Here is a 12694-nt window from a genome sequence, read left to right as displayed (position 1 = left end):
GGACACAATGGAAGATAATACACAAAGTTATGACAAAATAAAACAACGTAATATTTCTGAAGAAATGAAAAAATCATTCGTCTCCTATGCCATGTCGGTTATTGTTTCACGTGCGTTGCCAGATGTCCGTGATGGTCTAAAACCCGTTCATCGTCGAATCTTATACGCAATGAATGATCTTGGTATGACGAGTGATAAACCTTATAAAAAGTCAGCACGTATTGTTGGTGAAGTAATTGGTAAGTATCACCCGCATGGGGATACGGCTGTGTATGATTCAATGGTACGTATGGCTCAAGAGTTTTCATACCGCTATATGTTGATTGATGGTCACGGAAACTTTGGATCAATCGATGGCGACGGTGCAGCTGCGATGCGTTATACCGAAGCGCGTATGTCTAAAATTTCGATGGAATTAATTCGTGATATCAATAAAAACACCGTTGATTTCATTGATAACTACGACGGTGAAGAACGCGAACCTGCAGTGCTTCCGTCACGTTTCCCAAACGTTCTCGTTAATGGTGGAACCGGAATTGCGGTTGGTATGGCAACAAACATCCCTCCTCATAATCTTGGCGAAGTTATTGACGCAACGATTGCACTTATTGATAATCCAGATATTACAATTAAAGAATTAATGGATGAATACATTTTCGGACCCGACTTCCCAACAGGTGCGCTCCTATTAGGTCGTAGTGGTATTAAGTCAGCATTTGAAACAGGACGCGGTTCTGTAGTAATGCGGGCTAAAGTGGATATCGAAGAAATGAAAAACGGGAAGCCACGTATTGTTATTTCTGAAATTCCATATCAAGTAAATAAAGCCACATTAGTTGAAAAAATTGCTACTCTTGTTCGTGATAAAGAAATTGACGGAATTACCGATTTAAGAGATGAATCAAACCGTGAAGGAATTCGTATTGTTGTTGAATTACGAAGAGAAGTTCAAGCAGAGGTTGTCTTAAATCAACTTTATCGTCTTACTGCCCTCCAATCATCTTTTGGGGTAAATATGCTTGCGTTGGTGAATGGCCGTCCCGAGCTCTTAAATCTATTACAGGTATTAAGTCATTATCGCGACCATCAAATTGAAATCGTTACACGTAGAACACAATTTGAATTGAAGAAAGCCGAAGATCGGGCACATATTCTTCAAGGGTTGATGATTGCACTTGATCATATCGATGAAGTAATCTCAATTATTCGATCATCTAAAGACGATCCGGAGGCGATTACCCGACTTAATGAAGCATTTGACTTAACAGAGATCCAGTCTAAAGCGGTATTAGATATGCAATTACGTCGTTTAACTGGGTTACAACGTGATAAAGTCGAGAGCGAATTTAATGAATTAACAATTCTAATTATTGATTTAAAAGATATTTTAGCGAACCATGATCGCTTACTTACCATTATTAAAGACGAATTGACCGAAATTAAAACAAAATTCGGTGATGATCGCCGTTCAGAAATCGTAGAAGCGGATATTGACATGTTGGATGAAGATTTAATTCCGGTGGAAGATATTGTTGTTACGATGACTATGAATGGTTATATCAAGCGAACAACAGTTGATTCATTCAACACACAAAACCGTGGTGGGAAAGGTGTACGTGGTATTAGTACTTATGATGAAGATACAGTGGATCAATTCATTGCAATGTCGACGCATGACTATCTACTACTCTTTACAAACCTTGGTAAAGTGTACCGTATTCGTGGATTTAATGTACCGTCTTCAAGCCGAACATCAAAGGGGATACCTGTTGTAAACTTATTGAATCTTGCAGAAGGCGAAACCGTTAAAACGCTCGTGAAAGTTGCCAAAGATGATGAATCGAGATATGCATTCTTCGTTACAAAGCAAGGTATAGTGAAACGAGTTGAAGTTCAAGAATTTGAATCGATCCGTCAAAACGGTAAAATTGCAATTACGTTACGAGAAGATGATGAACTCGTAGGTGTTCGTATGACTAACGGGGACAACGAAATCATTATCGGAGGAAGCAACGGTAAAGCTGTTCGATTCGATGAGAATGAGGTTCGTTCAATGGGACGTACAGCGTCAGGTGTTATTGGATTCAATGTTGATGAAGGTGAAGTTGTAGGGATTGCGACGGATCGTGAAGGTCAATATATTTTAGCGGTAACTGAAAAGGGATACGGTAAGCGTACAGACATTTCGGAATACCGCCGTACGAAACGTGGTGCTAAAGGTGTTAAAACAGTAAATATTACTGAGAAAAACGGCGAACTTGTTTCATTACGTGCAGTTAACGGTGATGAAGAAGCATTAATTATATCAAACGAGGGTACTGTTATTCGAACAGAGATTAGCAATATCGGAATCTATGGCCGTTCAACAATTGGTGTAAGATTGATTAATGTTGGTGAATCGGATTCTGTTTCTCAAGTAGCAATACTACAACCGACAGTTGATGAGGAACCCGAAGACGATCAAACGAACGAACCGGAAGCACAAATTGAAAACAAAGAAATAGAAATAACCGAATAAGCAAAGCAAGGATAAAATCCTTGCTTTTTTTCTTTCGATTCTATTTGACTTAAAATATGATAATCGCTATAATTTACTTAAACTCGTTGAAAGGGAATAATATAACTGTTTTATTTAAGAGAGATGATGTTTGGTGAAAATCATTATAAAACGCTATAGTTCCACCCTGGAGAGATTAATTTCGGAAGACAACCGTTATCTGTTAAAGGTATGTTCCACGTGGAACATATGAAAAAGGGTGGCACCACGTACATACGTCCCTTAAGAGGTGTTTTTTTTATTTTCAAAAGGAGAAAAATATGTTAGATATTAATCTATTTAGAACGAATCCTGAGCTTATTAAGGACAACCTTAAGAAGAAATTCCAAGATCATAAGGAAGATATGGTAGATGAAATCATTGCTTTGGATATCGAATACCGCGGTATTAAAACACGTGCGGATGAATTAAGAGGGCAACGTAATGCTTTAAGTAAGCAAATCGGCCAACTTATGGGACAAAAGAAGATTGAAGAAGCAAATGCTGTAAAGGAACAGGTACAGGCCTTCGCCCTTGAACTAAAAGAAATCGAAGAGAGAGAAGAACCTCTATTTGAAAAAATTAAAGGTTTGATGATGGAAATCCCTAATATTATTGCGGATGACGTTCCTATCGGAAAAGATGATAGCGAAAATGTAGAACGTTATACTGTAGGTGAAATTATCGATAAAGGCTTCGATGTTCCTTACCATACGGATATTATGGAGTCATTTGGTGGAATTGATCTTGATGCCGCACGTAAGGTTGCCGGAGCAGGATTCTACTATTTACAAAAAGACATTGCGAGACTTCATTCAGCGGTGACAACTTATGCCCGTGATTTCATGATTGATCGTGGATATGACTATGTAATCCCTCCATTTATGATTCATCGTGACGTTGTTAGTGGTGTTATGAGTTTTGAAGAGATGGAAAACATGATGTATAAAATTGAAGGTGAAGACCTTTATCTTATCGGTACGAGTGAACACTCAATGATAGGTAAGTATATCGATACAATTATTGATGGAGAAACGCTACCACACAAACTTACCAGCTACTCACCATGTTTCCGAAAAGAAGTGGGCGCGCACGGTATTGAAGAACGCGGTGTATACCGTATACACCAATTTGAGAAACAAGAAATGGTAGTCGTTTGTCATCCAAATGATAGTGCAGCACTCTTTGAAGAACTTTATCATAATTCAGTAGATTTCTTTAGAACCCTTGATATTCCTGTACGTGTACTCGAATGTTGTTCCGGAGACCTTGCCGATTTAAAAAACAAGAGTGTTGATGTAGAAGCATGGAGTCCTAGACAGAAAAAATATTTTGAAGTTGGAAGTTGCTCAAATTTAACAGATGCACAAGCGCGTCGATTAAAAATACGTATTGACACACCAGAAGGACGTGTTTACGCACATACCTTAAACAATACGGTAGTAGCACCACCACGAATGCTTATCGCCTTTTTAGAAAACAATCTTCAAGCAGACGGAAGCGTACTTATACCAGAAGCATTACAACCCTATATGGGATTTAAGAAAAAAATAGAGCCGAATCAATAGGCTCTATTTTTTTATTTAGTGATTAATTTTTGAATTTGATTCATTACCGCATTATTGTTATTTGAATCAATTACCTCAGTAACGATTCGCTTCACATCTTCGTGTGCGTTAGAAACGGCATACGAGCGTCCAGCGAGCTTTAACATCTGGATGTCGTTGTGATAGTCACCAAACGTAACAATGTCCGCAGCATCGATATTAAGCGTTTGTAGAAGGTGCTGGATTCCTTGTCCTTTATTAACATCAGAGTGCATAACATCGATCCACACCGCGCCAGCTGTAACGGCATTAAAGGTTCCGTTTAGAGCTGATTGTACGATCTCTTGGAAATTAGAAACGGTGTGATGAAGACTGCATGCAGTTATTTTAACAAAATTAAGATCAACGTCTGTTAAGTCATCAACTATAACAAAACCAGGATAATACTCTTCAAGATATTGTTCGTGGACTGGATCACCAAGTTCGACATAGGCGCAATCAATACCGGAAGCGATAATCGATGTTTCTTTGCATTGTCTAAAAACCTCGGTAACGGTCTTAATATCGCGTTTTGAAAAGATAGATTGATAAAGTATCTTACCCTGATGTTCAACGATCGCACCATTATCAGAAACAAACGAAAGATCATCGATATAATCATGGGCCTTTTTCTTAATGCTAAAGAGGGTGCGACCACTTGCAAGTACCATATGGATGTTGTTGTTCTTGAGCTCCGCAAGCACCTCTTCAAAATTACAAGGAAGATTTGAATCATCATCTAAAAGCGTGTGATCCATATCAGTTGCTATTAATTTAATCATAAGAAACCTCCATTGAAATTATACCATAATGTTTCACGTGGAACATTTAAATTAGTCGTTTAAGAGGTTGCATTTTAAGACAGTTTTGGTATAATAACTATGCTACAACAACATAATCTAGTTAACCAGGTCAGGGCAGGAATGCAGCAGCCTTACATTAGCTCTTATGTGTGTTGTGGCTCTTTTTGTATATAAGGGGGCGTTACTATCGAACATAACAAATATATGGATGCGGCATATCAAGAAGCACTTCAAGCTTATGATAAAGAAGAAGTTCCTGTTGGTGCTGTCGTTGTCTACAACAATCAAATCATTGGACGAGGTCATAATGTTCGAGAAACGCAACACCAACCTTCTGGGCATGCGGAAATTATTGCGATGGATCAGGCAGGAGAAACACTTGGTTCTTGGAATTTAGAAGGTTGCACTTTATATGTAACACTGGAACCCTGTGCAATGTGTACAGGAGCCATTATGCAATCAAGGGTAAGTACCGTTGTTTACGGATCAAAAGAACCTAAAAGTGGTTGTTTAGGGTCGGTAATCGATTTTACGAAGATAGAGGGCTATAACCACTATCCAGAAGTGATTGCGGGAATACAAGGAGATAAAACCAAACAACTGATGTTGGATTTCTTTAAACAGCAACGAAATAAACAAGTGAAAATTAAAAAGGTAGATGAATCTATGTTTGAAAGCTATCTTGATGTCCGTAAAAAAGTATTTGTAGATGAGCAAAATATTGACCCTTCAGAAGAATATGATGAACTTGACATCCTTGACCATCAACAAGTTAGTCATGTAGTTGCAATGCAACAGAATCACGTTATCGGTACAATGCGATTATATTGCTCTGATGGAACAATGAAAATTGGAAGACTCGCAGTTCTAAAACCATATCGTAATAAAAAAATTGCTTCCAAACTAGTTCGCTATGCAATTATCCAAGCAGAAAACAATGGGATTGATAAAATTGAATTGAACGCACAACTGAGTGCAATGAACGTATATAAGAGACAAGGATTTGAAATAACTGGGGAAATATATGAAGAAGTAGGTATTTCCCATATTAAAATGATTAAACATATAAAAACACCGATTCAATAAGGGGAACTAGTTCAGTTCCAGGAAACGGTGTTTTTATATGTTTAACGAGTTGGTTCAGAGCTTTCAAGCTCTGCTTTGATTATTGTACGGTTAACGCTGTAATCGTTCGCTTCGGTACAAGTCACAAGTGTAAGTGTTGCACCACGTGATTCATCGTCATTCAGTACAGAAGTATCCGTATAAGGTACTTCAAAGTTGTCATAGACTTTATAGATATAAGTTGTATTATCTTCTTTTCGATGCAATTTAATTGTATCGCCTTTTTCGATTTTTTCGAAATCACGGAAGACACAGCTTGCACAACGTCCATTATGTCCTGCTATCGAAAAGTTTCCTTCTCCAGGCGGGTCAATTGAACGATTCCAAGCTACAACATAACGGTTGAGATAACCCCAGTCGTCTGATTTCACAATCAAATGGTTGATATCAAGTTTTTCAATCTCGATCGAGCCCCATTTATCCGTCTCTTGTTTTGAAGGACCGTCAGAATCATCTTGAGGTAGGGGAGCATTTAGAAAGTCTTGTAATTCTCGTTTGAGCGCTTCGCGTTCAAGGTAAGAAGAACCGACATCGTAAATGATTATTCCTAATCCAGCGAGGATCATCATGATTCCTAAAAAACCAAATAAATTAAATTTTTTCTTTTTCTTAGTATTGTTTTCCATAGTCATCCACCTTAAATACATTATATAGATTGTAAAACAGAATATCAATATAAGGTCCTCCATGATATAATGAGATAAAGGTGATAATATGTCGTATCAATCGTTATATCGTAAATATAGACCTTCACATCTTGACGAAGTTGTGGGGCAAGAACATGTCGTTCATGTTTTAAAAAATTCAATTACTAAAGATAAGATATCACATGCATATCTTTTTTGTGGTCCACGTGGAACAGGAAAAACATCGATAGCGAAATTATTTGCACGGGCAGTCAATTGTGAGAATCCTGATCAAGTAATTTGTGGAACTTGTGACAATTGTAAGGCTGTAGCGGATGGAACGCATCCAGATCTCATTGAAATTGATGCCGCAAGTAACAATGGTGTTGATGAGATTCGTGGTCTTATTGAAAAAGTGAAATATACACCGATTCTCGGAAAATATAAAGTCTACATCATCGATGAGGTTCATATGCTTTCACAAGGTGCTTTTAATGCACTTCTTAAGACATTAGAAGAGCCACCAAGTCATGTTGTATTTATATTAGCGACAACAGAAATACATAAAGTGTTGCCTACAATAATTTCGCGCTGTCAACGCTACGATTTTAATCGTATTGGCGAAGTGGATATTGCGAAGCGATTGGATTATGTCCTTGAAAAAGAAGATGTAGAAGCTGAACAAGGAGTTTCGAAACTTATTGCAAGTTTATCTGGCGGTGGTTTAAGAAATGCATTAACGATTCTAGAACAAGCGATTGTTCTCGCAGATGATCAGATTACGGTAGCACAAATTTATGATACCAATGGTATCATTACAGACCAAGATAAGATTCGTTTATTCAATAGCATTCAGGAACAAAATATGGAAACGCTTGTGAATCAAATTGCAATGATGAGTGAGAAGAGTGTTAATATTGATCGCTTGATGATGGATCTCATTAGTGGATTAAAAGATTCAATTATCTATTCACATACAAATTCTGAAACGCTTGTCAACGAGAATAGTTTAATGTTTATCCAATATCTTGCGAAGTCGTTACAGGTTCAAGAACGATTGCAAGTGATTGACAAACTATTAGGTTATATGGATAAAATGAAATTTTCTCAAAATCAATCAACATATTTTGAAGTCGCTATGGTGGATGTTTTTAATTCATTTAATCATAAAAAAAATAATGTGAATTTGAATCAACAAAGCCAAGAAGCAATGACAGCTGAAGAAATCTATCGATTAGAACATGGTAATAAGCAGAGAAAGACATCACACAACGATGTTCCTAAGTCAAACGAGTCGACTCATGAACCAATTATTTTCGAAACAAATAATCCGGAAGAAATGATTGAAGATGAGATTATTGAAGAAGAAATTCAAATTGATACAGAAGTCTTTATTACAGAGCCAAATGACCAGCCGGATGCACTTCTAACAGTAGATGAAGTTGTTCAGTATATGGTAACGGCTGATAAAGCAATTCGTATCCAAGACGATGCCTCATATCAAGCAATTGATCGCTATAAGGTTGATTTAACGTGGGCACGCGCAAGTAGACTCATAAGTGGTGGGAAACTGGTATTAAGCAGTAATTTCTTTGTTGTTATTGCACTCGTCAATGACGCAGCGGTTCGAGAAGTGGCAGAAATACGAAATCAAAGCGAACTTTATCATTTTTCAAAAGTTCTTTTTGGTGGATCAAAGCAAATTTTAGCCATTACACAAGAAATGTACGCAGAAGCTGTTTCTAAATTTCTAGATCTTTCAAAGAACAACAATTTACCAGAACCAATAGAAGCAAAACCGTTTAACGATCAATCTCAAGAAGATGAAGTTGAACAAAAAGATGAAAGTTTAGAAAAAGTAAAAGAACTGTTTGGGGGAATCGTAGAGATTATAGAATCGTGAGGTTGTTAATAAATGTATCCTAAAAAACTAGAAAAATTAATTGAATCGTTTATGATGCTGCCTGGGGTTGGACAAAAAACGGCTGAGCGTTATGCACTAAGCATTTTAGATCAAAAACCAGAAGATGTGGATAAATTCTCACAAGATTTGAGTACCGCACGGCATGAAATTCAATCATGTAAAGTTTGCCATAACCTCGCGGATGAGGCGGTTTGTCAAATATGCCAAGATGAAACGCGTGATCGTTCAATCATTTGCGTTGTCGCAACAGCAAAGGAAGCATTTTCAATCGAAAAAATGAATGAATATCACGGTGTTTATCATGTCTTAGGGGGATTAATCTCTACTCAAAAAGGGATTCTTCCAGAGAATTTGAATATTCAGTCACTCATTAATCGTGTTGATGAAAACGTAACTGAAGTTATATTAGCGCTCAATGCTACCGTTGAAGGGGAAATGACATCGCTTTATCTGGCGAAAAAATTAGAAGATCAAGCAGATGTTTCACGTTTAGCTTTCGGATTACCAATTGGTGGTCATTTAGACTACGCAGATGATATGACATTGATGAAAGCTTTTGAGGGTCGCAGTAAAGTTAAATAGGAGGTCCATATGAGCTCAATAGCATATATTTCCGATGAAAAGATGATTGAATATCATCGAATTAATGGAAATCAAACCGTAAATTTTTGGAGACTCAGTCTTAAAGGCTTTGAGCGGTTTGATGTTGGCGACTTACTTTTTTTCTTAGACAAGCGTTATATCCATCCTCAGACGAAAGAAAAGGGGATTATTGGTTATGGTCGCGCAAAAACAGTGCGCACCATGAGTGTAAAACGAACATGGGATCAGTATGGAACCATGAATGGCTATACTTCATTTGAAATGTTTGAAGAAGCAATTTTGAACCGTACTAAAGATCATGAAGTGCCAAAGCAAATTCAGAGCATCGAACTCGAAGATCTCAAGTTCTTTGCTGCACCAATCTATCTCCATGAAGTAGATTTTAAACTTACCAAACGTTTAGAATCATTTACTTATCTTGAGGATGATGACCAAAATACCGTATTGAATCTTCTAAACAAAGGATTAGAAATTGGGCTGGATGAGTGGTTTACCAAAGTCCATAAACATGAATTAAGCGAACGTGACATTATTCAAGATCTCGAGCATCAACGTCTAAGAGATATCCTATCAAGCATTCGGACGGAGTGGACGCTTATTCAGGAGTCGATGATTTCTACCAATCAAGAAAAGTATAAAATCGGACCGATTGGATATACCTATTATGGAAACAAAACTGCATCCATATCATTGCCCTGTTCATCCCTTAAGAATCAAATATATCCTTTGCTTGGTATTTCCTGGGTAATAAAAAAAGAACTTGAAGATTTCAAGTTCTCAATTTCTTTATGCATTAAAAATCAAACAGCATCACAATCATACAAGGATCTTATTCAGCAGATGAATCTAGAGCTCGTAGATATTTAGGTTTTGAAGGTTTATATTGAATCCCCAATAATTGAAGCGTATCAAGGTAGTGCGGGTACGCTTTTTCATTGCTTTCATGAAGTTCATATTCCAGTTCATAATCGGAATTATTTGAAAAACGGGTATAATCTAAACACCAAACACCATAGATGTCAGAGTATTCATAGCGGACTGTATTACTGAATGCGATGACCTCCATCGTATTTACGTCAATGTCTTTTTCATTTAAAAAATCAATAATGCGTTCATCCATAAGTGACTTTTCATTTAAAATAACCTCGTATTCCAATACACCTTCTTCTTGAGGTACTTTTAATGTGAACTCATGAATACTACCAATTGTGCGTATACGGCACATGGAGTGTTGTTTAAATAAAGAACCTTTCGGTGTATCATAGTATGTATTTTCTTGATACTTAGGATCTTTAAAAGGGAACGAATTCAAAATATGGTCAAATTCGTCCTGGGTGAGTTGAGTTTTATATTCAATTTCGAGATGTTGTTTCATACATCTATGGTACAATAAGTCTAAAGGAAAAGGAAGTGGATTATGAAACGTTTTACACTTGTTCAACGTGGTGATGCTGCGTCACAAGGTATCTGCATGAAGATTCGCGATGCTCTTGTGGAAAATAATTTTATATTTGATGACCAGAATCCTGAACTCATTATTTGTGTTGGTGGAGATGGAACACTTTTAAAAGCGTTTCATGACTGGATTCACATTATTGACGATGTAGCCTTCGTTGGAATTCATTCGGGAACGTTGGGTTTTTCCACAGACTATACTAAAGATTGTGTGGATCAATTTATAAAAGACGTAATCCATAATGAACCCGTGATTGAAGAAAAACGGATTCTTGAAGCACTCTGTATAAACGATACGCGTGAAATCCATGTCTGTGCTCTAAATGAAATACGTGTTGAAAACATCGTTAAAACACAAGCGTTAGATATTTACATTGATGATTGTTATTTCGAGACATTTAGAGGGAATGGTGTTTGTATCTCTGGGCAATATGGTTCGACGGCATATAATCGTTCCATCGGTGGTGCCGTTATTTTCCCAGGATTAGATTTACTACAACTAACCGAAATATCTGGAATTCATCATCGATATGCACGCAGTTTGGATTCGCCTTTGATTATGAAACCGGACTCTAAAATAATTCTAAAAAGTGATTCATTCGATCATGCATTATTATGTTATGATCACCTTCATAAGCATTTAGATGGTATTCATGAAATTAGAATTTCCAGCTATCCAAAAGTGATGCGTTTTGCGCGGTTTAATGATATTCCGCATATTCAACGATTGAATGCTTTATTTTAAAGAGAAAAGAAGGAGTGACCCTAAAGTCCTTCCTTCTTTTTTAGTGTTTGTGTAAATTAATGGTTTCGCTGTACATATGCAGTGCGACAGCAATGGGTATCATATAGGAAACAAGAGATGATCCTCCATAAGATATAAAGGGTAAGGTAATTCCGGTAATTGGCAGGATGCCTAGAATCATACCGATATTCTGTAAATCCTGGAACACAATCATTCCAATGATTCCCATCATCATATATCGTTCTTTAGATAAATTACTTCTTAGTGTATTTATCACAAGTTTTATATCAAAGGCAAATGATAAGATAACAACTAAAGATGCACCGAGAAACCCAAAGTTTTGCGAAATAACGGCGAAAATAAAGTCAGTTTGAGGTTCTGGGAACTGAGCAATTACAGATCCTAAGGGATGACCTGTAAGACCTGCAGTACCAAGTGATAACAGTGCTTGGAAGAGTTGGTATCCATATGTCTGAGGATACTTCTCATAATCGAGCCAACCATAGAAACGGGTGAGACGATAATGCGTTGCACCACCACCCAAAATGGTATTGAGTAACTCTTGATTATTGTAATAAAGCCAAACAATACCCAGTAGCAGTCCAAGTGCAAGACCAACAATAACAATGATCCATTCGCGTCGAACACCAGATAGGAAGAACATCGTAGCGAGGCTGACAAGAATAACAATTGGAACCCCAGTATCAGGTTGTAGAAATATCAAGATAAAGGGTGGAAGAACATATTTAATCATTTTATAGATTAATTCAAAATCACTTTTAAATGAATATTCAGTTTTCAATGTATTATGTTCATGAATAGTATTGGCGGTTTTAATTACGAGTACGATTTTCATAAATTCACTCGGTTGGAAGGAACCAATACCCGGAATAGAATACCAAGCATGCGTCCCATTTATTTCTGCAGCGAAGGGTATGTGAATACCGAATCGAGAAGATAGAACACGTGCTATAACAAGACCGAGTAGACATACCATTAAAATCCAATAGGCAATATCTACTGCAGTGAAGATACGATCGACGCCGATTTTGAGTAGAAAAGCAACGACTCCAAGACCTACGACAATCCAGCTAATTTGTTTTATTACTAAATTGACGCCCCCATCTTGGTTCATAAGTGGTGCTGCAAGATGAATTGCCACAAGACTTATTCCAAAGAGTGCAAAGAGTAAGACAATTAAAGTTACATCAAGGGTGAAGTGTCGTTTGCTTTCATTTATAAATTTGTTCATCGTGCCTCCTTTTGCGAATGAATGTAATAGTGTATAATA

11 protein-coding genes, 1 other RNA gene and 1 other annotated feature are annotated in these 12694 nt (G+C 37.1%); of the genes, 8 read left to right on the top strand and 4 right to left on the bottom strand.

Annotation, left to right across the window (positions count from 1 at the left end; all coding sequences use genetic code 11):
* The first annotated feature begins 7 nt into the window (after positions 1 to 7).
* Together gyrA and serS are read left to right on the top strand one after the other, a co-directional pair.
* Entirely contained in the window at positions 8 to 2518 is a 2511-nt protein-coding gene (gyrA, locus tag EPJ90_RS05490; protein ID WP_200542763.1) for a DNA gyrase subunit A, read from the top strand.
* Positions 2519 to 2595: 77 nt separating this feature from the next.
* Positions 2596 to 2783, top strand: a binding site (T-box leader).
* Between the two features lie 34 nt (positions 2784 to 2817).
* Positions 2818 to 4104, top strand: a complete 1287-nt coding sequence (serS, locus tag EPJ90_RS05485) for a serine--tRNA ligase (protein ID WP_161636896.1) — start codon at positions 2818 to 2820, stop codon at positions 4102 to 4104.
* An 11-nt stretch (positions 4105 to 4115) separates the two neighbouring features.
* On the opposite strand, the gene EPJ90_RS05480 is transcribed toward serS, so the two are convergent.
* Positions 4116 to 4904: an HAD family hydrolase gene (locus EPJ90_RS05480; RefSeq protein WP_161636897.1), complete on the bottom strand. Its 789-nt coding sequence runs from the start codon at positions 4902 to 4904 to the stop codon at positions 4116 to 4118.
* Positions 4905 to 5002: 98 nt separating this feature from the next.
* Here EPJ90_RS05480 and ffs point away from each other — a divergent pair.
* Positions 5003 to 5090: signal recognition particle sRNA small type (gene ffs, locus EPJ90_RS05475), an RNA gene on the top strand.
* A gap of 21 nt (positions 5091 to 5111) precedes the next feature.
* Complete coding sequence (gene tadA / locus EPJ90_RS08690; RefSeq protein ID WP_342671842.1) at positions 5112 to 6011, top strand: tRNA adenosine(34) deaminase TadA; 900 nt, start codon at positions 5112 to 5114, stop codon at positions 6009 to 6011.
* Positions 6012 to 6052: 41 nt separating this feature from the next.
* Here tadA and EPJ90_RS05465 read toward each other — a convergent pair whose 3' ends face one another.
* Positions 6053 to 6676: a sortase gene (locus tag EPJ90_RS05465; RefSeq protein WP_003774146.1), complete on the bottom strand. Its 624-nt coding sequence runs from the start codon at positions 6674 to 6676 to the stop codon at positions 6053 to 6055.
* An 88-nt stretch (positions 6677 to 6764) separates the two neighbouring features.
* Here EPJ90_RS05465 and dnaX point away from each other — a divergent pair, with 88 nt between their 5' ends.
* From dnaX to EPJ90_RS05450, 3 genes are read left to right on the top strand one after another with little or no spacing between them, the layout of a single operon-like run.
* Complete coding sequence (dnaX, locus tag EPJ90_RS05460) at positions 6765 to 8579, top strand: DNA polymerase III subunit gamma/tau (RefSeq protein ID WP_200542761.1); 1815 nt, start codon at positions 6765 to 6767, stop codon at positions 8577 to 8579.
* 12 nt (positions 8580 to 8591) lie between these two features.
* Positions 8592 to 9182, top strand: a complete 591-nt coding sequence (gene recR, locus EPJ90_RS05455) for a recombination mediator RecR (protein ID WP_161636900.1) — start codon at positions 8592 to 8594, stop codon at positions 9180 to 9182.
* 9 nt (positions 9183 to 9191) lie between these two features.
* Complete coding sequence (locus tag EPJ90_RS05450) at positions 9192 to 10070, top strand: hypothetical protein (protein ID WP_161636901.1); 879 nt, start codon at positions 9192 to 9194, stop codon at positions 10068 to 10070.
* Here EPJ90_RS05450 and EPJ90_RS05445 read toward each other — a convergent pair.
* Complete coding sequence (locus EPJ90_RS05445) at positions 10033 to 10578, bottom strand: CYTH domain-containing protein (RefSeq protein WP_200542760.1); 546 nt, start codon at positions 10576 to 10578, stop codon at positions 10033 to 10035. The two genes, EPJ90_RS05450 and EPJ90_RS05445, sit on opposite strands and share 38 nt — an antisense overlap.
* A gap of 42 nt (positions 10579 to 10620) precedes the next feature.
* Here EPJ90_RS05445 and EPJ90_RS05440 point away from each other — a divergent pair, with 42 nt between their 5' ends.
* On the top strand, positions 10621 to 11403 hold the full coding sequence (locus EPJ90_RS05440) for an NAD kinase (protein WP_161636903.1): 783 nt from the start codon (positions 10621 to 10623) through the stop codon (positions 11401 to 11403).
* 40 nt (positions 11404 to 11443) lie between these two features.
* Here the strand turns inward: EPJ90_RS05440 and EPJ90_RS05435 are convergent, their stop codons facing one another.
* Complete coding sequence (locus EPJ90_RS05435) at positions 11444 to 12655, bottom strand: FtsW/RodA/SpoVE family cell cycle protein (RefSeq protein ID WP_125163856.1); 1212 nt, start codon at positions 12653 to 12655, stop codon at positions 11444 to 11446.
* Between the last annotated feature and the right edge of the window lie 39 nt (positions 12656 to 12694).

Origin of the sequence: Erysipelothrix sp. strain 2 (EsS2-7-Brazil) (assembly GCF_016617655.1) — a bacterium.
In the GTDB taxonomy this organism is placed as follows: domain Bacteria; phylum Bacillota_I; class Bacilli_A; order Erysipelotrichales; family Erysipelotrichaceae; genus Erysipelothrix; species Erysipelothrix piscisicarius.
This window is presented reverse-complemented; position numbering and strand designations above follow the sequence as displayed.

Coding starts and splice junctions, on each gene's coding strand:
- gyrA (WP_200542763.1), top strand. CDS start 8: ATGGAAGATAATACACAAAGTTATGACAAAATAAAACAACGTAATATT.
- serS (WP_161636896.1), top strand. CDS start 2,818: ATGTTAGATATTAATCTATTTAGAACGAATCCTGAGCTTATTAAGGAC.
- EPJ90_RS05480 (WP_161636897.1), bottom strand. CDS start 4,904: ATGATTAAATTAATAGCAACTGATATGGATCACACGCTTTTAGATGAT.
- EPJ90_RS05465 (WP_003774146.1), bottom strand. CDS start 6,676: ATGGAAAACAATACTAAGAAAAAGAAAAAATTTAATTTATTTGGTTTT.
- dnaX (WP_200542761.1), top strand. CDS start 6,765: ATGTCGTATCAATCGTTATATCGTAAATATAGACCTTCACATCTTGAC.
- recR (WP_161636900.1), top strand. CDS start 8,592: ATGTATCCTAAAAAACTAGAAAAATTAATTGAATCGTTTATGATGCTG.
- EPJ90_RS05450 (WP_161636901.1), top strand. CDS start 9,192: ATGAGCTCAATAGCATATATTTCCGATGAAAAGATGATTGAATATCAT.
- EPJ90_RS05445 (WP_200542760.1), bottom strand. CDS start 10,578: ATGAAACAACATCTCGAAATTGAATATAAAACTCAACTCACCCAGGAC.
- EPJ90_RS05440 (WP_161636903.1), top strand. CDS start 10,621: ATGAAACGTTTTACACTTGTTCAACGTGGTGATGCTGCGTCACAAGGT.
- EPJ90_RS05435 (WP_125163856.1), bottom strand. CDS start 12,655: ATGAACAAATTTATAAATGAAAGCAAACGACACTTCACCCTTGATGTA.